General features: G+C 56.5%; 18 protein-coding genes. 14 read left to right on the top strand and 4 right to left on the bottom strand.

Annotated features, from left to right (window positions below; genetic code table 11):
- The first annotated feature begins 68 nt into the window (after positions 1-68).
- Positions 69-821, top strand: a complete 753-nt coding sequence (locus tag Q7T10_RS18975; RefSeq protein ID WP_304751198.1) for an FkbM family methyltransferase — start codon at positions 69-71, stop codon at positions 819-821.
- A 159-nt stretch (positions 822-980) separates the two neighbouring features.
- Positions 981-2231, top strand: a complete 1251-nt coding sequence (locus tag Q7T10_RS18970) for a glycosyltransferase (protein WP_304751197.1) — start codon at positions 981-983, stop codon at positions 2229-2231.
- 187 nt (positions 2232-2418) lie between these two features.
- On the opposite strand, the gene Q7T10_RS18965 is transcribed toward Q7T10_RS18970, so the two are convergent.
- Entirely contained in the window at positions 2419-3396 is a 978-nt protein-coding gene (locus Q7T10_RS18965) for a GNAT family N-acetyltransferase (protein WP_304751195.1), read from the bottom strand.
- 82 nt (positions 3397-3478) lie between these two features.
- Positions 3479-4684 (bottom strand): 3-deoxy-D-manno-octulosonic acid transferase, encoded by a 1206-nt coding sequence (locus Q7T10_RS18960; protein ID WP_304751194.1) that lies wholly within the window; start codon positions 4682-4684, stop codon positions 3479-3481.
- 785 nt (positions 4685-5469) lie between these two features.
- Here Q7T10_RS18960 and Q7T10_RS18955 point away from each other — a divergent pair.
- The 11 genes from Q7T10_RS18955 to Q7T10_RS18905 all read left to right on the top strand — a co-directional run bounded on the left by Q7T10_RS18955 (position 5470) and on the right by Q7T10_RS18905 (position 20212).
- Complete coding sequence (locus Q7T10_RS18955; protein ID WP_304751192.1) at positions 5470-6231, top strand: tetratricopeptide repeat protein; 762 nt, start codon at positions 5470-5472, stop codon at positions 6229-6231.
- A gap of 42 nt (positions 6232-6273) precedes the next feature.
- Positions 6274-7518: a glycosyltransferase gene (locus Q7T10_RS18950; RefSeq protein WP_304751191.1), complete on the top strand. Its 1245-nt coding sequence runs from the start codon at positions 6274-6276 to the stop codon at positions 7516-7518.
- 37 nt (positions 7519-7555) lie between these two features.
- A complete protein-coding gene (locus Q7T10_RS18945; protein ID WP_304751189.1) occupies positions 7556-9016 on the top strand; it encodes an oligosaccharide flippase family protein in 1461 nt (486 codons plus the stop codon).
- On the top strand, positions 9017-9916 hold the full coding sequence (locus Q7T10_RS18940; protein WP_304751187.1) for a glycosyltransferase family A protein: 900 nt from the start codon (positions 9017-9019) through the stop codon (positions 9914-9916).
- Between the two features lie 109 nt (positions 9917-10025).
- Positions 10026-11195, top strand: a complete 1170-nt coding sequence (locus tag Q7T10_RS18935; protein WP_304751185.1) for a carboxylate--amine ligase — start codon at positions 10026-10028, stop codon at positions 11193-11195.
- Entirely contained in the window at positions 11192-12343 is a 1152-nt protein-coding gene (locus Q7T10_RS18930) for a DegT/DnrJ/EryC1/StrS family aminotransferase (RefSeq protein ID WP_304751265.1), read from the top strand. Before Q7T10_RS18935 ends, Q7T10_RS18930 begins: the two co-directional genes overlap by 4 nt.
- A 23-nt stretch (positions 12344-12366) precedes the next feature.
- A complete protein-coding gene (locus Q7T10_RS18925; RefSeq protein WP_304751184.1) occupies positions 12367-13509 on the top strand; it encodes a pectate lyase in 1143 nt (380 codons plus the stop codon).
- 633 nt (positions 13510-14142) lie between these two features.
- On the top strand, positions 14143-14859 hold the full coding sequence (locus tag Q7T10_RS18920) for a bifunctional 2-polyprenyl-6-hydroxyphenol methylase/3-demethylubiquinol 3-O-methyltransferase UbiG (RefSeq protein ID WP_304751182.1): 717 nt from the start codon (positions 14143-14145) through the stop codon (positions 14857-14859).
- 359 nt (positions 14860-15218) lie between these two features.
- Positions 15219-17471, top strand: coding sequence for a VanZ family protein (locus Q7T10_RS18915; protein ID WP_304751180.1), 2253 nt, complete (start codon positions 15219-15221; stop codon positions 17469-17471).
- 104 nt (positions 17472-17575) lie between these two features.
- Entirely contained in the window at positions 17576-18529 is a 954-nt protein-coding gene (locus Q7T10_RS18910; RefSeq protein WP_304751179.1) for a hypothetical protein, read from the top strand.
- Between the two features lie 15 nt (positions 18530-18544).
- On the top strand, positions 18545-20212 hold the full coding sequence (locus Q7T10_RS18905; protein ID WP_304751178.1) for an asparagine synthetase B: 1668 nt from the start codon (positions 18545-18547) through the stop codon (positions 20210-20212).
- Between the two features lie 103 nt (positions 20213-20315).
- On the opposite strand, the gene Q7T10_RS18900 is transcribed toward Q7T10_RS18905, so the two are convergent.
- Together Q7T10_RS18900 and Q7T10_RS18895 are read right to left on the bottom strand one after the other, a co-directional pair.
- A complete protein-coding gene (locus tag Q7T10_RS18900; protein WP_304751176.1) occupies positions 20316-21095 on the bottom strand; it encodes an FkbM family methyltransferase in 780 nt (259 codons plus the stop codon).
- Positions 21096-21154: 59 nt separating this feature from the next.
- Entirely contained in the window at positions 21155-22069 is a 915-nt protein-coding gene (locus Q7T10_RS18895) for a glycosyltransferase family A protein (protein ID WP_304751174.1), read from the bottom strand.
- A gap of 231 nt (positions 22070-22300) precedes the next feature.
- Here Q7T10_RS18895 and Q7T10_RS18890 point away from each other — a divergent pair, with 231 nt between their 5' ends.
- Positions 22301-23773: an MBOAT family protein gene (locus Q7T10_RS18890; protein WP_304751173.1), complete on the top strand. Its 1473-nt coding sequence runs from the start codon at positions 22301-22303 to the stop codon at positions 23771-23773.
- The last annotated feature ends 1 nt before the right edge of the window (position 23774 follow it).

Raw genomic sequence — 23774 nt, 5'->3', positions numbered from 1 at the left:
CAAACATAGTCCCGCTTTCCATACCTGTCAGGATCGCACATGAGGTTTGAAACGTTAAGGGAAGATATATGACCTTGGGAGTTAATAAACTATCCAACAGATTCACCAGAATTTTTGGGTGCCAATTTATTCCTGACTGGCGGATTGAAAGGTACCATCAGACCGACTATTTGCGACGCTTATTTGACGTGAAGCAGATCGATTTGGTTTTTGATGTTGGAGCCAATAAGGGCCAATACAGGGATTATTTGAGGGCGCATATTGGCTTTAAGGGAATGATCCTCTCGTTTGAGCCGCATCCTGAATGTCTTGCCGAGATAACCCGACGCTCCGCCACTGATGACAACTGGAAGGTGTTTCCCTATGCGCTAGGCGCACAGCAAGGAGTCCTGCAGTTCAATCTAATGCGAGACAGTCAATTCAGTTCTTTCCATGCGCCAATACAGCCAGAACGCTTGGACAGAGGCTCAGACAATGTTGTCGAGCGCACTGTAGATGTCAGAATTGACACCTTAGATTTCGTGTTTGATGGGCTGAAGCGCAGTTTTCAGTTCGCGCGTCCCTTCTTGAAGTTGGACACGCAAGGCTATGACATGGAGGTTTTGCGTGGCGCGTCTACCTGTATTGCAAAATTCCCAGCAATCCAAGCTGAACTCTCGAATATCCCGATTTACTCGAGCATAGTCGGCCTTGGTCAGTCAATTGCGGAACTAAATCAACTTGGGTTCGACTTGGGCGCGATTTTTCCTGCGAACCCTGATCAGTTTCCGGTTGTGACAGATTTCGATGCTTACTTTATCAATCAGGAGAGTATCGAGTAGCTAGCCTCCTATCAAAATTGGTGATCGTTAATGTCTCGGTTGCACTGAAAGTGCCAAACCCCGCTTTTTCCATTTTTTAGGGTATTCATGCATTTCTTATTTGTTACCGACGTCAGATTTTGGCGCCGTGATCAGGGGTCCCACACCCGGATAGCAAATATGGTGGATCGTCTGGCCGAAAAAGGGGAGTCAGTGGATGTTTTTTTTACGGGATGGTTGTATGAGCCAGACCTAGCGGCGCTCAATGCTTCGCCACCCGCATACGGATTACACTCCAAAGGCGAGCGATCAAGAAAGCCAGTTAGGCAGGATCTCAGCGGTAGACAAAGGCAGTTTGCCAGACTCGTACGCTCGGTTGTGAGGCAATTGGTTCTTAACTGGCGCCGGACCATTGGCAAGCACACCAAACCACCGCCAATCTGTTACCGGCGCTTCGGCCTTCAGATTCATGAACCAAAGCTTTCTGATTTCTATGACGAAGAAGTCAGGCGAAGGTTTGTCTCCCTTTGCGAGCAGGTGAGGCCCGATATCGTCATCGTTGAGTATGTGCGCCTTGCCTGGCTGCTATCTAATATTCGCGGGGTGGTGCCGGACCACTGCATATCATTTCTTGACACCCACGATGTTCAATATGAACGCCAGAGTCGCTTTCACGAACGGGGTCTTGTGCACGATATTGACATATCGCCGAAAGAGGAAGCCGCTGCCCTCGGCCTTGCCAATTTCGTTATTGCGATTCAGTCGGCAGACAAACAGAAGCTTGAAACGCTAGTACCGCACGCAAAGATTCTCGTTGCCGGATTGGCGCCGCCGGTTCAGCCTGCGCCGAGGTATGCGCCTCAGTTGTCAGGCGTCATCCGACTTGGATTCATTGGATCCTCAATGTCTCCAAACATTGCTGCGGCGAAAAGACTGATAGAGAATATTTTTCGTCCTCTGCGAGAACGAATCAGCAACCAGGTGGAGCTTCATATTTACGGAGGTGTTTGTGGTCGAATTGAGGCGAGTTTCCTAGGCGATGGTGTGCACGTCCATGGCTATGCGGCGAATGTCGCGGATGTCTTTGCAACGATTGATATTTTCGTAAACCCAGTGGAAACCGGTGGCGGACTGAAGATCAAGAATGTCGAAGCTTTGAGTCATGGTGTGGCTTTGGTCACTTCTAGCATCGGAGCAGAAGGAATAGAGCATGGCGCGGGTTCCGCATTCATTGTGGCGGATGAAGATGAACAGTATGTGACCACAATTTTGAGCTTGGCACAGGACACCGGCCGTTGCATGAGGCTGAGGAACGCTGCGTGGGAATTTTCGCGCAAGTATTTCGGTGACGAAATTGTCTATCGCCAGTTGGATGACGTATGGCTTCAACACAGGAATGGCATTGATAAGCTATCACGTAGCTTGATTTAATTTTGCATCCTAGACCAGGAGATTCTCCAATGAGCGCACGAGGCATTTGTTATTTTGACAGCTCTTGGCCAACATTTGACCGGGGGCGACGGCACAATTGATATAGAGCCCTGGCTCACCGACGCCTTGCTTCAAGGAAGGCCGCAATGCGCGAACATTCGGGGACAGAGGGGGAAGTCCACTATGGCTACTCAATCCCGTGAGACGCCGATCTGCGCAATGCACGGAAAATATTCCGGAGCCAAATGCCACGGTAGAAGTTGACCGCATGGACTTCAACGCACTCGTCAACCCATTTCAGGTCCTCGCGACTGGCCTGTGTGCAGAATTCAATGGATTTAACGTTCTGCTCTTCGAACAGATGCTGCAATACGTGAAACTGCAGCAATCGACCCGGTCCGTACTGTGCCAAGTTCGGGTCGTAAGCAGTTTTCAGCAATACAACGATACCCCGACGCTTGATTGCAAGCTGCGATGCAATGACTCCATCATTGCCATGTAGTTGCCCAACGAGCGCGCCGCCTGTCAGGGCGAATTCACTCAAGACTGCTTTATAAAAGGACAGTTGGCCGTTTTGCTCAGATATCGCGGTTCCAGTCTGTCCCTTCCAGCTCGACGATTCCAGGAATGCGTGACTATCAACAGCCGCGCATATGCGATGAGGCTCCCGAACCCAGCAGAAAGACAGACCTGTCATCGCGGCGGCTATGCCCCGCCTGCGCCGCTCAACGTTCTGGCGAAAACGCTGGCTGCGCGACCTCCAATAGTCAGAGAAGCTCCCTTGGATATCAATCCTGATACTCGGTTTATGCGGGAGCGACTCTGAGCGGCGGTCAACCGCGTCAGTGGGCAGCACTGGAAAACGAGCATCCTGGTGCTCCGATCCCAGTAGCCAGGAGAAGCCTGGCAGGATTCTGAGGAGATCGGCGTAGCAGTCAGTATTCGCCGATGCGTTCTCTCCGACCACCATTAATACCAGCGGTGCATTTGCGGGTGAAAATACACGCCATCGCCCCACGCCGCAGGGCTCAACGAGAGCCATGCAAGTGACGGTGTCTTGAGTCTTGTGTACCGCAAGCAGAATTCGATCATTGCCAAAGGTTGAGAGCAACTGGTTTACAAAGCAGACGTCGAGCGCCGGGTGACCCCCGTAATGGTTGTCCACTATTAGCTGCCACGCCGCTGAATTGGTCGGGTTCGAGAGCTCCCACCCGGGCGCCAAAGTCCACGGCCTGCAGCTCAAGGAGCTACGCATGACCAATCTCAGCAAATGGGCCGCAGTTGAACAGTATTTCAAGCGTTCGAGCACGTGCGCCGGCTAGTTCTGCAAGTGCGCAGTCCACAAGTGCGCCCCGCTCCGCTGACGGGGAGGCCAGTGCATCGGTCCACGCTTCGCACAGCGCTATGGCTGTCTCGGTTTCAATCACGATACCCGAATCGACCAGACATCGATTGACTGGGTAACTTGGATACCGCGCTTGCCAACCACCTGTCACGAAAACCGGCTTGGCGAACAACAACGGTTCAAGCACGCTATGGTTGCGTCCAACATAGGCCACGGAAGCAATTGCGTAGCAGTCGCGCAACTCGCCCATCGTATCGAGAACAATGACCTGAGTCCGGGCCGGCCACTCACTGGATTCAGTACTACGGTAGACGTAAATGAGTCGGCGCTGCGCCAGCATTGCTTCCAGACATATCCGCCGCTCGTGCTGCTCCGGATACCGCGGTGCAACTATAAGGACCGCCTCCGGATAGGTCGCAAGTAACTCCATGAAAGCGTCTAAAACCAGCGTCTGTTCATCAATGTCCTGGACTGAGCCGGCAACGATGACTACTGATCCAAGCTTCTTCAACGCTGCCGACACGCGTGTCGGAACATTGGACGCAGTCCCCGTCGTGACCATTGCGCCGGCATCGAACTTGATATTTCCGGTAACGGCAATTCGCGCCAGGTCCACGCCTGCTGCGAGGAGGCGATTTCGCACATTGTCATTTTGAACGAGGAAGCGATCGACATGCCGAAGATACGCTTTGCCGAACCAGCGCTTCTCGAGTCGATCCATGCGACATGAAGGCTGCGCTTCATAAAGCCAGCCGTTAATAACGGCAACGAACGCGCCAGCAGCCTTTGCTCGCTCGACAACAGAAAATGGAAACCTGCACGGCGCCTCCCATAGGAAGCAAGGCATCTCAATGATTAGCAATGCCGCAGGCGGACACTGCACCGCCATTCTTTCGATCTCGGACGTCCCGCAGGGGTCAATATTCCACGTCTCGCAGAGAGGGAATCGAGCCTGGTAGGCGCTGTGGTAGTTGCCCTTGCCGACAATGAAGAGTAAGCCGAGCTCGGGGCATCGCTCTAACAGCGGCTGCAAAAGCAACTCTGCAACACCGAGCTCGCCAACGGCATATGCGTAGACCCAAAGCCATCGTCGACCAGAACCCGACATTTCAGCGCCTCCGCGACTTGACTTGCCTCGCACTGCGTCGCGAGAACCCAAGAGACCCTCGACCCCCCTGAATACCCGAAGGAGACCCTGCTCCTTGATTGTTAGCAATTTCATGGAGTGGCAGCGGGTGTGCACCAAAAGGACGGGGTTTTGATTTATGCGCCAGCCACGCTACTCAATTTAAGCGTCGATCTATTTGAACTTGGCTGGATATACTCCAGCCTAATTGAGAGTCCATCCTTGAGAATTGTCAACGACTTCATCGCACACGGAATGCAGCCGCACAAGAGTCGGTCCTAGTACACTTTTCTGTGCCGCAGTTGAAGCTCCGAAGACACTGTTCAGCACTTTTCGACCCAAAGACTCATCCAGCCAAGGCGCCAGCATAGTATTCATGACGTCCAACACAATCCCGCAACTGAGTGAAAACATCGCCCGGAAAAATTGCCCGGTTAAGATGTACGGTTGAACATGGCAACTATGCCCTCGCCCCTGACGCAATAGCAAACACATGGACATAGAAACCCAAGCGCACGTTCTACGGATTCGAGGCGAAGTTCCGAACCTGAGCGTGCGTAACGTCGTAGTTAAGCGAAACACACTGCGGTTCGGGATCAATCCAGAGTTGGACTCTGTTCCGGCAGGCAGCCCGTTGGCGACGTTCTTCAACATGGCGTTAATCCGGGACGCTTTGCAGGGCTTGGTGCGGCGATCAGGCCATGACAGAGTGCCTACCCATCCCGTGGTCCGAAGCTAGCAGTTTCGATTCCGTATAAAGGACTCCCATGCCCCACACGAACATTGAGAGAATTTCCCGTGCTACAAGTTGTGCTCGCGCGTTCGTTCAGTTGCTAGTCGTCTTCTTGTTTTTTTCGGTGCTTCCAGGGGAGTTGCTTGCGCAGGTCACTCCGGAATTGTGTGGGCCAATTGCCGCCAGCGCTTCCGACTATCGATTGCCGAAGAGTGGGTACGTCAATCAAGTTGAGGGAGCCCACTTTCCACCGCACGTGGAGCTTTGGATTCGGGGCAATCGCGGACATTTGGGATCAGACATTGACTACACTATTCTCCGTATACCGAATCATCACAGGGCCTTGATCTCCATCGCGCGTCGTGCAGTGGAACAAAAAAAGGATCAACTGCCAAACATGACATATCCGGTCGAATGCTATTTCGAACGGGGGATTCGTTTCAGGGCTGACGACCATATCGTGCGCATGCTATACGCCCAGTTCTTGATCGACAAAGCGCGCACAGCCGATGCCGGCAAACAGCTCGAACTCGTCGCCAAGATGGTCAGCGATAACGGTTTCGCGACCTACAACATCGGCTTGCTCTACTCGGACATGAAGGACTATGGACAGGCTTTGGCCTATGCACACAAGGCAATGGCATTGGGGTTCGACCGGCCCCAACTGCGCCAACGGCTTGAGAGCGTCGGACGTTGGACCGAGCCAACAGCCGAGAGCGGCGGATTGCCGGCATCGGCGGCATCTGCACCAGCGCCAATCTCAGCAGCCTCTGCGCCTGCAACGCAGACGGACTAGCTGGATGTCAACCAGTTACTTTCTGATCACGGGCGGAGTGGCATGAGGCGTGTGCTGATGGTCGCCTATCACTTCCCGCCCCTTGCCGGCAGCAGCGGCATTCAGCGCACGCTGCGGTTTGTTCAGCAGTTGCCCGCTTTCGGCTGGCAACCGCTGGTGCTGACCGCGCATCCGCGCGCCTATGAGCGCTGCAGCCCGGATCTCGACGCCGAGGTGTCAGCGGACTGCGTGGTGCGACGCGCCTTCGCGCTCGACACGGCACGCCATCTGGCGATTGCCGGCCGCTATGTGGCGGCAATGGCAAGACCCGACCGCTGGGCGACCTGGAAATTCAGCGCGGTGCGTGAGGGTCTGCGCATGATCCGCGAATTCAAGCCAGACCTGATCTGGTCCACCTATCCGATTGCCACGGCTCATGTGATCGGCGCCGAGCTGGCGCGCCGCAGTGGCCTGCCCTGGGTGGCCGACTTCCGCGATCCGATGGCACAAGAGGGCTACCCGGCTGACCCGAAAACCTGGCAGCAGTTCAGTGCCATCGAACAGAGCGCCATGCAACACGCCAGACTCAATATCTTCACGACACCCGGCGCGGCGCGCATGTACGGCGAGCGCTACCCCGATGCGGCGTCGCGCATAACGGTGATCGAAAATGGCTATGACGAGGACAGTTTTTCCGGCACCGACGCCGCGGCCCGCGAGAGCCTGAATCCAGGCGCCATTACCCTGTTACACAGCGGCATCGTCTACCCCAGCGAGCGCGATCCTACGGCCCTGTTCGTCGCGCTGGGTCGGCTCAAGCGCGCGGGCAAACTACTGCGTGGCGAGGTCAAGCTGCGTTTTCGAGCCGCAGTGCACGATCGCCTGCTCAACGAATTGGCCGCCGCGAATGAGGTGCAGGAGCTGGTCGAGGTCTTACCGCCCATCCCCTATCGAGCGGCTCTGCAGGAAATCCTGCAATCTGACGCCTTGATGGTCATGCAAGGCTCGGGCTGCAATGAGCAGATCCCCGCCAAGGTCTACGAGTACCTGCGCAGCGGGCGCCCCATCCTGGGGCTGACCGATCCACGCGGAGATACCGCCGCCGTATTGCGAAATGCGGGCATTAACGCGATAAGCAATCTGGCATCGGCCGATGACATCGAACGGCAGTTGCCCTCCTTTGTCGACGCAGTCCGCTTGGGCCGCGCAGAGTCATCGACACTGGCGGCAATCCAGGCAGCGTCGCGTCAAGCGCGAACCCAAACTTTAGCCGGCCATATGGAGGCCGTGCTGCGGATACAACGATGACGAATGCCACGGTCCAGCACCCTACCAAGAAGAAGCAATGAAAAATATAGGCGAGTCCATGGGACGCGGTGCGGCGTGGATGATTGCCGGCAGATTCGCAAACAAGTTTTTGGGCTTGATCAGCACTTTTGTGCTGGCCCGCTGGTTGTTGCCCGACCACTTTGGAATCGTGATGATTGCGACATCCATCCTTGCAGCACTTGAGTTGATGGGAGCATTCAGCTTCGATACCGTGCTTATTCAGCTGCAGGATGCCACACGTGAACATTACGACACCGTTTGGACCATAGGCATCCTATTTGGTGCGCTTTTCGCCACCATTCTGGCGGGCGGAGCCTGGTTTTTTGCAGATTTTTACAATGAGGATCGGTTAGTGTTGGCGCTCCTTGTTATTGCACTGACAAAACTGATATCCAGCTTCGCAAATGTTGGCGTTATAGACTTCAGAAAAAACCTGCAATTCGGTCAAGATTTCTATTACGGCATCGCCGGTAAATTAGTCACGGTTTCCACCACGCTCACAACTGCCTACTTCCTTCGGGATCACCGCGCACTTCTAGTGGGCGTTTTTTCTGGCTCCGTATTCGGAGTTGCTCTGAGTTACGCAAGACATCCATTTCGACCTCGCTTTTCTCTGGCAAAACGCCAGGACATCTTCAAGTCTGCATCCTGGCTATTTGTACACAATATCGTCTATTTCCTAAACACCAGATCGGCGGACTTCATTGTTGCCAAGCTTTCGGGCTCTGCCGGATTGGGCATCTTTAATCTCGCCAACGAAGTCGCGTCTGTTCCGGTGACAGAAATTGCCGCACCCGTCAACCGAGCAGCTATGCCTGCCTACGCAAAACTGCAGAACGAGCCGTTGGAACTGGTCCGTGTCTATCAATCAACTCTTGCAGCAACTGCGCTAGTGCTGATACCCGCGGCAATCCTGATTGGAACAATCGCCCCGCTTTTCGTACCTGCCATATTGGGGAATCGTTGGCTGGACGTTATTCAATTGATCCCGATACTGGCAATGGCAGCTCTACCGACTGCTTTGGTGAACAATAATGGAGTGGTTTTACTCTCACTGGGTGAATCGAAGGCAAGCGCCATCCTCTCCACACTAAGGGCTGGACTCCTGCTGATAACACTGTTCATTTTCACTTCACTGTACGGCGTAATGGGGGCCGCCTTTGCGATGCTTCTAACCAGTGTGTCGTTCATGGCGGTAAGTCATATCTTTCTGGCCAGAAAAATCCGCATCAAGATTTCGTCATGCCTATTGGTCTGCTTGCGTCCTGCCCTTGCATCTCTTCCAATGGGCTTACTGGTGATCTTTCTGAGCAACTCCTTGATGCCGTCAATTCCAAACCTGCTCGGCACAATCATCTTCGCCGGCATCGTCTACGTTGTGTCGATCGCAGTGCTTTGGATGCTTGCCGGAAAACCAGATTCACACGAGAGAGAGATACTCCGTTTCGTGAGAGCCAAAATCACAGCCACGCGTTGATTGAAAATCATCCTTATGCAAAGCACCGGCTCAGAATCGAATCCAGTTGTCACAGTCATTATTCCAACGCTAGCGGATTCGGCGCGCGCCGCATCGCTGCTACGCGCCATTTCCAGCATCACGAATCAGAACGAGATGGCGACCGAGGTCCTGGTTGTGGTCAACGGACAGCGATATGACCCATTGTTGCTTGCAGAACTTGAGGCTCGAAGCGATATCAGAGTGGTGAGACTTTTGACGGCGTCCCTCGTCGCAGCGCTTCATAAGGGAAGGACCGAAGTCCGTTCTCCTTTCTTTTCTTTTCTGGATGATGACGACGAATACTTGCCCAAATCGCTGGCGAATAGAGTCGAATCGCTGCAGTCGAATTCAGATTGCGCGATGGTCGTGTCACAGGGATACCGCGAAATGGATGGGCAGCGCACCGCAAGTGCTTACAACCTGCCAAGAGCCAAGGTCGACCCGTACGGCGAACTGGCGAGCAACAACTGGATGACCTCCTGCGGCGCACTCTTTCGTACCAATCTCGTGCCGGCTGAAACCTTTGCCAAAATTCCGTCTCACCATGAATGGACCTATCTCGCCTATAAGCTGCTAGGAATGGGCCCATTTTGCGTCTTGAATGAGCCCTCTTATGTCATTCACGACACCCCCAACTCCCTGTCAAAGACGTCCGCCTACTCGGAGGCGCATGCCACGGTTTTGCGTGAGGTCTTGAAACTTTCCCTGCCACCCAGTGCGATTCGTACCGCGAAGGAACGATTGTCAAGGGCGGAGCATGACCTCGCATCGAACGCCTTGGCGCAGGGGTTGCGTGGAAAGGCAGTTAGCCATCATTTGCGCAGCTTGCTCCTCCCCGGCGGGTTACGCTACGTGACGTTCACCAGGCACCTCTTTTGAGTCTGTGCCTAGTCTTGCAGTTTCCTCAGTGGGTTACCCTCACAATGGCAGCCGAACAGAATCCACTAGTCGAATTCTGGTGTTTTTTTATTTAGTTTGAGAGAAGAAGATGCATTCACGGACAGCAACGCCAGGTGGTGAATGGGCAGTAGTTGTTGGCGCAGGGCTCAATGCACTCGGCGTCGTGCGCAGCCTGGGACGCAGCGGCGTGCGAGTCGCGGTGCTGGCTAAACATGCCGGTGCCCCTGCCATGCGCTCACGTTATGCGGTTCGCCGCCTCCTCGCGGCTGACTACGCGGGCCTGCCTGAGCGATTGCTCGCCGCGGCCGATGAACTGGGTGGACGGCCAGTGCTGTTCCTGACTGAGGAAGAGGCAGTGCGCGTGGTCTCCGCGGCGCGCGGGCGTTTGCAGGATCGTTACCGCTTCCGGCTGGGTTCGCATGAGGTGATGCTGGATCTAACGCACAAGGAAGGCGTGCAGACCCACGCCGAGCGTCATGGCCTGCCCATTCCTCGTGCAGTGCGTCTGCGCAGCAAGGCCGACTTGGGCCTGCTCACGCAACTCCGCTTTCCCTGTGTCTTGAAGCCCGGTCTAAAGAACGCGGGCTATGGCGCACGCTTCAAAAAAGCCTACGTCGTGAAATCAGCCACCGAGGCGGAGCAGTTGTTCGAAGAAATTGCCCCGGTGTTGCCCGATCTGGTCGTGCAGGAATGGATTGAGGGCGGCGACGACGCGATCTATTTCTGTCTGCAATACATCGCCGATGATGGCCACGCGGTGGCCAGCTTCACTGGCCGCAAGCTGCGCGCTTGGCCGCCGCAGATTGGGGGCACAGCCAGTTGCATGCCCGCGCCGGAGGCGGAGGCCGAACTCGGCATGCTGACCGAGCGCTTCTTTGCCGCGGTCGGCTTCCAGGGCATGGGCAGCATGGAATACAAACGCGATGTCCGTGATGGCCGGTTCTATGTGGTTGAACCCACGGTTGGGCGCACCGATTTCCAGCAGGAAGTCGCCACAGTCAACGGCAACAACCTGCCCTACGCCGCGTATTGCCATGAATGCGGCCTGCCTGTGCCTGAGGTCCGGCCTACCGAACCCACCATCTGGCGAGAGCCCACAAGCGACCGCTGGTCAGAGCAGACCCAGGGCCCGCACCCTGCCTTTGCACAATACAGAGTTGATGACGCGTATTTCCGTTGGGATGACCTGAGCCCGTGGCTGGCGATGCAGTGGGCGCGCGTTGAACAACGCTGGCGAAAGGTGCGCCCGTGGGCATGAGACTGGGTCTGCGCGAATGGGGGCCCGCGGAACTGTGGGCTGGATTGCGCGGCGCCATGGGCCTGACTGCGCGAGCGTCCAGCGAGGCAGCTCTTACGCGCTGGTTCAGCGAGCGCTTTGGCGTCCCGGCTCTAATGCTCAACTCGGGTAGCAGCGCCCTGCAATTGGCGCTTCAACTGTTGTCGGCGCAAAACCCCGATCGCGATGAGGTAGTGCTGCCGGCCTTGGCTTGCCCGGCGCTGACCCGCGTCGTGCTGGCGTGCGGCCTGAAGGCCTGCTATGCCGATATTGGGGCCAACCTCAACACACCGGTCGACGCGCTGCATCACTGCCTCGGTCCACGCAGCCTGGCCGTTATCCTGGTCCATGCCTATGGTCATCCGGCGGACAGCGCCGGCATCCAGGCGCTGTGCGAGCAAGCTGGGGTGGCCTTGATCGACGATGCAGCCCAGCGCATAGAGCCGGGTAGTGGTCTGGGTACGGCCGGAGACTTCGGCATCTTCAGCTTCGCCCAGTCAAAGAGCGTGGTCTGCGGAATTGATGGCAGCGGCGGTGTTCTGCTGGTCAATTCGCGCCGGCAGCAAATGGCGATGGAGCAGCGTTGGCGCGAACTGCCGGTAGCCGAGCGGCGCCGGCTGGCATGGCTGGAATTTCTGCTGACACCAAGGGCCCCGCAGGCTGCCTACTACGTGTCACGATGGCGTCGCCGCGGTGCGGCATCGCCAAGGCGCCCGGCGCGCATTGCCGGCGTTGACGCCGCCATCGCGTTGCCTCAATTAGCTTCGCTGGAACGACGCCAGCAACGTCGGCGGCAATTGCTAGAGCAATATCGCGAGGCCTTGCACCGTTTCGGCATCGAGGCGCCGCAGTTGGCGTCAGCCGCAAGCCCTGACTATCTGGCGCGCCTGATGGTGAGAATCGTGCCCGAGCAGCGCGAGGCCTGCCGCAATGCCTTGGCCGCACAAGGCATTGCATCACGTCTGCCATACCGCCTGCCAGCCGCACTCGACCCCCTGACTTGTCCGCAAGCAACGCGCAGCGCGGCCGAACTGCTCGAACTGCCGCTGCCCGCCCATTGGACGGCCGACGATATCGCCCTGCTCGCACGCAGCGTGGCACCGTTTTGCGTCTCCGAGACCACCCACTGAAACGCTTTCCCTGGAGTACTTGCTTGAAACACTATTGGCAACTGATACGCGACCGTCTGACCTGGTCGCTCGGACCGGAAGAAGCACCCGAGCAGCATTTACGCGCCGCAGTCGACTGGCTGCTGCGAGCCCAGGCCGCCACGCCCGACGACGGTGTGCCGCAGAGCTACGATCTGCGGCGCGGCCTGTGGCATGCCTCCTACCCAGAGACCACTGGCTACATCATCCCGACCCTGCTCGACTATGCCGAACTGTTCCACGAGCCGCGCTACGTGCAGGCCGCACTGCGCATGGCGGACTGGGAAATTGCCGTGCAGCTTCCAGACGGCGGCGTGCGAGCTGGCACGATGGACGCCGAGGTCGTGGCACCGACTATCTTCAACACCGGTCAGGTGCTGTTCGGCTTCGCTCGCGCTTTCACCGCCACGCACGAGCCGCGCTTTGCCGATGCGCTGCGGCGCGCTGCCGATTGGCTGGTGGCTGCGCAGGATGCCGATGGCGCTTGGCGCCGTTTCCCGTCACCCTTCGCGCCAGGAACCGACGTAAAAGCCTACAACACCCGTTCGGCCTTCGGCTTGGTGCGCGCCTGGGAGGCGCTGGGCGAGTCGCGTTGGCTGGAAGCCGCCGACGCCAATGCCCACTGGGCCATAGAAAGCGCCCTGCCCAATGCCTTCCTCCCGCACAACTGTTTGACTGCCAACCCCCACCCCCTGACCCATACATTGGCTTATTCAATGCGCGGGCTGATGGAGGTGGGTGTGGCCACAGGGCAAACGCGTTACGTCGATCACGCGGTACGCATGGCTGATGCGATTGCAGCGCAGCAGCGCGCCGATGGCTCAATGCCGGGCCGCTACGATGCGCAGTGGCAGCCGGCCGCGGATTGGAGCTGTCTGACGGGAAATTCCCAGTTGGCAATCAACTGGCTGCGCTTGGCCCGTATCACGGGAGAGAAACGGTTCGAAAAAAACGCGATCGCATCCAACCGCTACAGCATGCGTGTCCAGGATCTACGGCAGCGAGATCCGAATCGCGCCGGCGCGCTCAAGGGATCACACCCTATCAACGGCGCTTATATGACTTGGCGCTATCCCAACTGGGCAACCAAGTTCTTTGCCGACGCGCTGATGCTCGAACTGCGACCGGAGATCACCAACTTGGGTTAATGGAAGCGCAAAGCCGCCTAATTTGTCCATCATCTCAAATCAAGCATGAATACCGGCTCAATCGTCGACGAAGATTTGGCATTTCATCTGGTGACCAGAGCCACACCCGGTTTGCGCAACGATGCTGAAATCACGGCGGCCCATTTCAGGCCGAACTTTCCGGTCAGAACCCATGTATCACGCCAGAGAAACTGCATTCACCTTTGCGTCGTTGGTTGTTGAGGCCGGGGCTGAATAGCCGGCGAACGGAACCAGTAAGCATTTTTTTAAGACATACCGTCTTCTTGGCTTAAGACAGCCAGTCGTTGGGTTCTCATGACTAACCAGGAATGGCTGCGCCCTGAGACAGGGCTCAATATGGCCCGACGCTAAATCTCAGCGCTGATATATTGTGGGCCGCTGTCACTGCGAATCACCTACGGCTCGCCCCGTTTGGCAATGGTCTGTGTTAGCGCCCGGATGACGAGTTCTGAGGCCAAGGAAGAATTAACCTCAAGGCCCTGCGCTTCGCGGTTGAAGTCCACTCCCGCTTGACTTTCGGGGGATTACCGGCCAGAGTCCCCCATTGATAGCACACGAGCGTGGTAGAGTCCGACTCCAATGGGTATTCGCCAATTCTAGGAGCAGCGCATCGTGGACATCACCTCCCAGTCTCAATATTACGATCAGTATTGGGCGTCACACAAAAACGATCTGAATCACCATGAGATCTGCAGGCTGGCCGAAATCTTCTCTGCATTGGGGCTCATCAAGTTAGAACTGGGGGAGCAACAACATCTGTCAATATGCGATCTTGGCTGTGGTCGGGGATGGCTTTCTGACTATTTATCTCGATTCGGATCCGTTACCGCAGTAGACTTTTCGCAAGAGGCGGTACATAGCGCGACTTCGCGGTACCCAAATATAGAATTTATCTGCGCCAATGTACTGAATTATTCGCCATCCAAAAAATTCGATCTCGTCCTCTCCTCTGAAGTCATTGAGCATATTGACGATCAAACCAGATACGCGGAGGTTATTTCGTCCATTCTCAAACCAGGAGGTTTGCTGCTAATGACATGCCCAAACGGATTGCAGAAATCAGCATGGAAAGAAGTGAACGATTCGGAACAGGTAATCGAAAAATGGCTTACACCTAGCACGCTAAAGGGCCTCCTAAAACCAAACTTGGACATCATTCGCCAAGAGACCTTCTATCTCTACTTCAGCTATCGTGGTTTTAGACGGCTTTTCAATGCCCCGAAATTCAAACGACTAATGTCAACTATCGGCATGCTCCGGTTGGTAGAAGTACTTAGGTGCCAAGCAGGAGCAGGACTCTATCAGTTGGTGGTTGCCCGAAAGAGATAAAGGTCTTCGAGGCATGGCGGCGGACAAAGACCGCCAACGGCATGCATAGCGGAATTTACATCCCTTGCGGGCAAGAAATCTCCAAAGACTTTTAAGTTCAACCAGATCGCGAAAAGGATGAAACCACCACTATTTATGAAGCTGCGTCTGGTTCATTGTCCACGTCGCAGACGTCGCTGACCGAGGATGGCTGGCAGGCGGGTGGCAAATGAAGACAGACCCGCGCACGCACGCAAAGATAACAATATCAGTAGCCTCAGTGCGTCAATCAGAGAAGCAAATAACCCGTGCGGGAATGCATCGTCGCTGCGAAGCACCAGCGACCGAATGAACCACGGGATTTACACTGCATCCCAACCATGAAACGTCTACTGCTCTTTGCGCTGATTGCGGGTCTCATCGTTTACGGATCGCTTTACCCCTTCAATTTTTCTCCCGCTACGCCAGGCGCAGTTGCCCGACTGTTTTCAAATTGGAATTTACTGACTTCACCTGGTGACTTGCTTGGCAATGGTGGGTTGTTTGCACCTTGGGGCTTGATTGGCATGCTGGCCCTTGCTCCGCGTTGGGGCTTGCCGCGTGCAGCGGCTATGACAGCCTTGTCAGGGTTTGTCATTTCGCTTGGCGTACAGGTATTGCAGATTTGGGTGCCATCGCGGGATGCGGCTTTGGCCGATGTTTTCTGGAATTTGATTGGCATCGCGGGGGGCATAGTGGTGGGCGGATACTTCACGATGCGCCTGCCGGGCAAAACCGTCGATCAACATTCGGCCGTGGTGCCTGCTAGTCTGCTCGTTGCGTTTGTTGTGGCCGAATGGCTGCCGCTGGTGCCGAGCATCGATCTGCAACTGATTAAAGAACAACTCAAATCACTTTGGACCGAACCCACGCTTTCGACGGCAGTACTTTTGCAACAGGCTGCCATGGCGGTGCTGGCAGGTCAACTGCTGGCGGCCTTAACTAGTACACGCCGCTCCGTAGTGCTGCTTCCCCTGCTGCTGATGGCAATCAGCCTCGGCAAGTTTTTCATGCACGGGGTGCGTATGGACATGTCGGCACCGCTCGGATTCGCTTTAGGTGCTGCCAGTTGGTGGGCACTTGCGCGGATTGCCGAAACAAGACGCGGCACCATTATTTGGCTGTTGTTGCTTACAGGTTATACCGTCAGTGCACTCTCACCTTTTAGCCTGCGTGACGAACCCGCCGCAGTTTCCTGGCTGCCTTTTTCTGCGATGCTCGAAGGCTCGATGGCGAGCAACGTTCGATCTTTGGCGAGCAATATGGTGGTTTTTGCTGGCATCCTCTATGTGGCTGCCACAGCTTCCAGGCGGGTCTTTCTGGCGAGTATCGGATTGGCGTTGTGGGTTTTTTTGCTGGAATTGATGCAAACCCTGATAGAAACAAGAACTTCCGATATGACTGAGCCGCTACTTGTCCTGCTGCTGGGGCAAGTGTTCGGCGCCTTGCACTTGCATGAAAACAGTCGATCCAAAGCTCAGAAATTTCGCAAACTATCGTCCGTTTCGGGCGAATCGCCCGGTCCAGCCAAGTCCCAACCCAAGGTTGTTTCCCAATCGACGATGACTCGACCCAGGCTCAAGGTCTTCGTTTTGCAGACCACGGTCGCGGTTGCCACCATCGTGCTGGGCATAGCTGTGCTGCTGAAGCTGCCAGGAATCCCCTACAACGTAAAGCAACTCTTCAGAGGCGATGGCAGCATCCCTGCACTGTTTGCGTTTTCAATGGCCCTGCTCTGGGCCGGTGGTGGCGCGGTATGGCTGGGCACCCGCCTGACTCTATCGCGCTGGCCAGGGCTGCAGTTGCCCCCCTTGGCATTGCTTGTTAGCCTGATCAGCCTCGCATTTCTCTGGGCAGGCGTAACGACTGAAAGTATTGAAGACATTTCTGGCTCCGCGAACGTTTTCTGGTGGGTCACAAACAGGGATACCTGGGGGGAGTTTTGGCGCCGAACTTTCCTCTACCTGGACGCGCCCGCGGCGATCGGGTTCATCGAGCATTGCGTACGCTACATTGCACTTTATGCACCGTTGCCGATTTTCCTGGCTTTGGTCATTGCGTTACGCGCGGGCTCCCGCCACGCATTTGCTGGCGTCGGGCCGCTCAGCGGTTTGGTCGTCAGTGCGCTCTTGCTTTTGTGGCTGTGCAAGGCCATCGCATTTGACTGGACGAGCACTGACAACCTGAATGAACTCATTGCCCGCGACGGAGAGTGGGGCTGGGGTGGCGGTGGCTTTTTGTATGGCCTGCTACTGTTGTTCTGCATCAATGGACTGCTTCTTGGCGAAGCCGCTGGCGCGAGTAGGCGCAAATTGGCTTTGATGATTCTTCTCAGTCTGGCTGCGCTGCCGCTTGGCTGGTGGCTGCTAAACCAGGGACTTGAGCAGCACATCGAAAAATACAGTTTTGTGTTTTCAGGACCGCAGTTTCTGCTGGGACCTGATCGTGCCAAACTGCTCAGCCCGGAAGTTCTCTTTTTGCGCTGGTGTTTGGTTCAAGTCGGTGGTGTGTTGATTCTCGCTACGGGAATCCGCTTGGGTGAAAGTTCGTGCTGCGCACACGGTTCAGCCTCGATCCGGAAAGACGGGATATGACGCCGTGCATCGGTCGCCGGGTTGCATGCCTATTGCTGCTCATGGGGCCTTTACTCGCACCAGCCCTGCCAACGAGGCAAAGTGTTGAACCATCGCTTCTACGCGTGGGCCCCACAAAAGCTATCAAAACGATAGCTAATGCCGCCCGCCTGGCAAGGGCTGGCAGCACAATTGAAGTAGATTCGGGCGACTATGCTGGTGACGTCGCGGTCTGGGAGCACGATGGTTTGACCGTGCGCGCCGTCGGTGGGAGGGTTCGGCTGTTGGCGCAAGGCGCCGCAGCCGAAGGAAAGGGCATCTGGGTAGTGCGCGCCAACGGCATGCGCGTGGAGGGCTTTGACTTTGAGGGCGCAGCCGTGCCCGACCGCAACGGCGCAGGCATCCGCCTGGAGAAGGGCTCACTCCTCGTACGTAATTGCAGCTTCATGCGCAACGAAATGGGGCTGCTCACCAGCAATGACCCGGCCACCGTGCTGGAGGTAGAGAACAGCGAGTTTGCCTATAACCAGCGGCCCGACGGCCACAACCACAATTTATATGTTGGGCAGATTGCACGGCTGTCGGTTACAGGCAGCTACTTTCACCACGCGCGCATTGGCCACCTGCTCAAGAGCCGGGCGGCGGTGAACCATATTTTTTACAACCGGCTGACCGACGACGCGGGGGGAACCGCCAGCTACGAACTGGAGTTCCCGAATGGCGGAGTAGCGTATGTGGTGGGCAACCTCATTGCGCAGGGCACCCAGACGGAAAACCCGCACATGATCTCCTTTGGCGCGGAAGGCTACAAGTGGCCGCGCAACGAAATCCACCTGGAAAACAACACGCTGGTGGACGCACTGCCGCGGGGCGGCGTGTTTCTGCGGGTGGCACCGGGCGCAGACGCCATACGCGCCGTCAACAACCTGCTGGTCGGGCCGGGCAGGCTAGAGTCGGCCGGCCAGGGGGTGTATCGAAACAACGTCACGGTTGACCCGCGCGACTATGCGCGGAGACTCGGCGGCACCACGCATAATCTGGGGGCGACGCAGCGCATGGCGCCGCCCTCCCCTCGTTGATTACCCAATGACCTTATGCCCGCGACCAACTCTTCCTTAACCCTTGGCTCACCCCTATTCTCTGATACCCGCCTAGCCGGGCTGGCCAACACTCAGGGCCCCCTGGCGGCTTGGCAGGAAGCTGTAACCAAGGACGCCGCAAGTGCCGCCGCCCGCGTGACCGGTGACTTCGCCGTGGGCCTGCACGAGCCCGGCGGCCGCACCTTTATGGCAGTGGATCGCTTTGCCATTCACACGCTCTGCTACCGGGTCGTGGACGGGCAGTTGCGCTATGCAGGCCGTGCGGATGAACTGGCGGATGCGGACACACCTATCGACCCACAGGCGATTTTCGACTACCTGTACTTTCACGTCATTCCTTCCCCGCGCACCATTTACAAAGGCATTTACCGGTTGCCTCCCGGACACTATGCATTGTTTGAAAACGGCCAGCTCACCGTGGCGCCATATTGGGTTCCGACCTTCGAGGAGCAACAAGGCGCCTCATTTGGCGCGCTGAAAGATGAATTCAGGCAGTTGCTGCGTGACGCGGTCGCCACGCAACTCGACGGCAGCAAACCAGCGTGCTTTTTGAGCGGCGGCACCGACAGCTCCACCGTGGCGGGAATGGCGGCGCAGGCCAGTGATGAAACGGTGGCCAGCTACTCAATCGGCTTCGACGCGCAAGGCTACGACGAGATGGAATTTGCACGCCTCGCGGCCAAACACTTCAAGACCGAGCACCACGAGTATTACGTAACGCCCGACGACCTGGTACGAAGCATCCCGGCCGTGGCGGCACATTTCGACCAGCCGTTCGGCAATTCGTCCGCGCTGCCCGCCTACTACTGCGCGAAGATGGCGCGCGAAGACGGCGTGAGCAAACTACTGGCTGGGGACGGTGGAGACGAACTTTTTGGTGGCAACTCACGCTACGCCAAGCAGCGGATGTTTGGCTGGTACGACCATATGCCTAGTTTTTTGAAAAGGGGCCTGATGGAGCCGATGCTGGGCACGGGTGCGGCGAGGGCATTCGCACTGACCCGCAAGGCGGGGAGCTACGTTGAGCAGGCCCGTGTACCTATGCCTGACCGGCTGAAAATGTACAACCTGATCATGCGCCTGGACCCGAGTGAAGTGCTTACACCAGGCATGTTGGCGCAAATTGACGTCGCCGCGCCACTGGAGTTGCAGCGCGACGTCTGGCAAATGTCCCGGAACTGCAGCGCGCTGAACCAGGAACTGGCTTTTGACTGGCGCTTCACCCTGGCCGAGAGTGACCTTCCGAAGGTAACCGGCGCCACCGGCTTTGCCGGGGTGAAAGTCGGTTTCCCAATGCTGGACGACCGTTTGTTGGCATTCTCGCAAAGGCTGCCAACGGACTACAAGCTCAAGGGATTGCACCTGCGCTGGTTCTTCAAGGAAGCGCTACGGGGCTTTCTCCCGAGTGAAATCATCACCAAGAAGAAGCAGGGTTTTGGATTGCCATTTGGCGTGTGGGCTAACACCCACCCGGCGCTCAACACCTTGGCCAGTGACTCTCTGCACAGCCTCGCCCAGCGCGGCGTGGTGCGTAACGATTTCGTTCAGACCCTGCTGACGCAACGACTGCCAGAGCACCCGGGTTACTTTGGCGAGATGGTGTGGATCTTGATGATGCTCGAGCAGTGGCTACTGGATCATGCGCCAAAATTCAAGGTTTAAACCTAGTCACGAATTGTTATGTGTCAGACTCGATCTTGAACATAGCTATGTCAACGCCGCGGGACCAAAAATAACTCAGGAACAGAAGCATCCCAAATACCTGCTAAACCACGCCACCAAGAGGGGAAAGCGCATAGAACGGCAACGTTGAAGTGCCGATACGTTGATATCCGAAGTTTTCCAATCGGCTCGTCAGAATTTCGGAGTCACAGCCGGGAACCTTGTGTACCTCCATGGTGATCTGCGCGACGCGCGAGGCGGTGGCAAAGGACATGTTTGCAACAATCTCGTGTTCGGCGCCTTCGCAGTCGAGCTTCAGGTAGTCACAGCGTTCGATCCGGTACTTATCCATCAGAGAATCGAGGGTGACCATTGGCACTCGCTGGTCACTGCCACCGATTGGACGCCCATTGACGGATGAGAAGACTGAACTGAACAAGCGATTGGGGTCGGAGTGGAGGAGAATTTCCCCTTCCGTTGCGCCAACTGCCAGCCGCAACGCCGTCACGTTGTCGAGTTTGTTGAGCTTTATGTTTCCAAGCAACTGCTGGTAGGTGGATTCCTCTGGCTCTATTGCGATTACCCTTCCAGTGGGGCCGGCGAGCTTGGCTGCGGTGATCGTGAAGCATCCGATGTTGGCGCCGACATCGATAACCGTTGCGCCTGGCTTGATGACCTGTCCAGCCGCAAAATAGTCCCGTCTAAGGACAATCTCGTAGAACCCGAACAAGTCGCCAGTTTTTGGGCGCAGTTCCATGACATGTCCGTTGCGGAGACGCAAAATGTACGGAGATCGCCGTAATCCGAGTCGATCCAGCACGGCCACAACAGGGTTATGGACGCCCAACACCAATTCAGTGATCTTCTGCAAGTTACTACTCATTCTCGCGCTCCTTGCCTCTGCTTAAGAACCAAACACCTTACCAAACTCTTGGGGCGTTATCACGGATTTCGTGCCAAACGCCGCATCTCGCGGAGCGCGAACCAGTTGTTGATCGTGTAAATGCCATCCCACTTCAGATCCAATTTGTCAGCGTCTCGATAAATGTCGCGGATGTCTTTAGGCAACGCAGCCAGCCCCCCAACTGATAGCCTTGGCCCCAGAATCGCGAACTCATAGCGTCTTCGGCCGTAGCGGACCATTCGTTTCCAGTAGGCAAGCCATTGGGAAGGGCGCGAGATCTTGAACGACTCGAAGAGAAACCCGGCGTCCGCACAGGGTGCAATCAGCTGCGGGTTCATGGGCTGCCTGGGGTCAAGATCCCAACGAACAAGCGCTCCAATCAGTCCATCGTCCCCCTCCAGTTTCAGCGGGATTCGCACGTCAAGCGCCCGGCATCGTTCAATGAATGTTCCACGCAAGGCATAGAGGTTAGCGACAAGCCCACGCTCCCGAAGAAGTTCTTCGCGATCATGTGCCATGCTTCGACCAGAAGCTGGCGGTGCGCCAACCGCGTGCGCCTTTGGCTGTGACTCGAGCACCTTTGCCATGGCGGAAAAGGAGCCGGGGGCAGCCCTGGCATCGCCATCCATGAAAAAATAAATCGATTGTCCCGGACATTGGCTGGGCACCGTTTCGTGCACGAAGACATTCCAAGCGTTGCACTTATCACCTAGTTTGATGGAGACCAAGTGGACCGACGGATTATGCTTGCTGTACCGGCGCACCAAGTCCTCTGTGTCATCGGTACAGCCATTCGCCATCACATAAGCTTCCAGCGGTGCGCCGGGATCGGCACTGAAGATGCTATCGAGGCAGGCCTCAATGTGGCGCTCCTCATTGTGCGCAAGGATCATGACTGGCCAAGCTATCGCCCCGCTCGCCGTTGATGAAATTTTCTGTACATCGAGCCCCATTGAAATTCCCTCCTGCCTGACTGTCGATCATTCCGGCCACGCGTATTGACGATCGCGGGAGCCTGACATAGCCAGCCCACTCCACAACTCATATTACGGACCTTAAGCGGCTCGCAGTTGAGAAATGTCAATCCCGATAAAAAACGGAAATGACGCGTGTGCGCTGCCGCCGATGGTATAAATGACTGCTAGGGAGTCGCCCCCGTAAGCCAAAGAACACTCCAACGGTCCATGCTGTTCACCACCGCCGTATTTGCCTGCCTGTTTCTGCCGCTGGTTTTGGCAGGTTTCTTCATCGCCGCCCGTATCTCACACTCTGCCGCCGCGACATGGCTGTTCGGCGCATCGCTGTTTTTCTATGGCTATTGGATGCCGGAATTCACCCTGCTGCTCATCGGTTCGATTGTCGGCAACTTCTTCGTTGGGACACGGATCGGCCGCACGCCCCGGGCCACGGCAAAACATTGGTTGGTGGCGGGTTTAGCCGCCAACTTGATGCTGTTGGCCTACTTCAAGTACGCCAACTTCTTTGTCGACAACCTCAACGCGATGGTAGGATTCAATTGGAATGTCGGCCGGGTGCTGCTGCCTGTCGGGATCTCATTCTTCACCTTCACGCAGATCGCATTTCTGGCCGACGCCTATCAGAAAGGCGTGCGGGAGTACAAGTTCATACATTACGGACTCTTTGTCACCTACTTTCCACACCTGATTGCCGGGCCGGTTTTGCATCATTCCCAAATGATGCCCCAGTTCGATGACGCCCAAACATACCGCTGGAATACAGCACAGGTCGCTGGCGGGCTTGCAATCTTTGCGATCGGTCTTTTCAAAAAAGTGGTGTTGGCCGACGGGATTAGCCCCTACGCGGACGCAGTGTTCAAACCGGCCGAGACGGGTCTATCACCAGACCTTCATGAAGCCTGGCTAGGCGCGCTCGCCTATACGTTCCAGATCTACTTCGACTTCTCGGGCTACTCCGACATGGCTGTTGGCCTGTCGTGGCTGTTCAATGTACGATTGCCCTTCAATTTCAACTCACCTTATCGCGCAACCAACATCAGCGACTTCTGGCGTCGCTGGCACATGTCGCTATCCACATTCCTGCGCGATTACCTCTACATCGCGCTTGGCGGCAACCGCTACGGGCCGGCGCGGCGTTACGCCAATCTTGCGATCACGATGGTGCTGGGAGGTCTTTGGCACGGCGCCAACTGGACTTTCGTCTTCTGGGGTGGACTGCACGGGCTGTATCTGGTGCTCAATCATGGCTTTCGCGCGCTGTGCGGCAAGACGCTGCTTGGCCGGCTCAGCCGCAGTCCCATCTTCCTGGTGCTGACCTGGATGCTGACAATGCTGTCGGTCATCGTCGCCTGGGTCTTCTTCCGGGCCGAAACTTTTTCCGGCGCCTGGCGCATGCTGCGCGGCATGGCCGGGGAGAACCTCACCGGGCAGGTTCATCCACTGTTGTGGAATGCCGGGATGCAGTTCTCAACCGGCGCGCGGTGGTGTTTCGTGTTGGGAGTCATCGCGTTTCTCGCCCCCAACAGCAACCGCATCGGAACACGTGTGCTCGACCTGTGCCGCATTCATACCACGGCCCGTGCGTGGGTTGGCGGTGCGGCGCTCGCAGCCTCCCTTTTCCTCGTGCTGATGAACACGGCGCGCGATTCAGTGAGCGCCTTTATCTATTTCAATTTTTGAC

The organism is Rhodoferax sp., assembly GCF_030646845.1.
Taxonomy (GTDB): domain Bacteria; phylum Pseudomonadota; class Gammaproteobacteria; order Burkholderiales; family Burkholderiaceae_C; genus Rhodoferax.
Note: the sequence above shows the minus strand (reverse complement) of the source record. Positions and strands in the feature narration are given on the sequence as shown.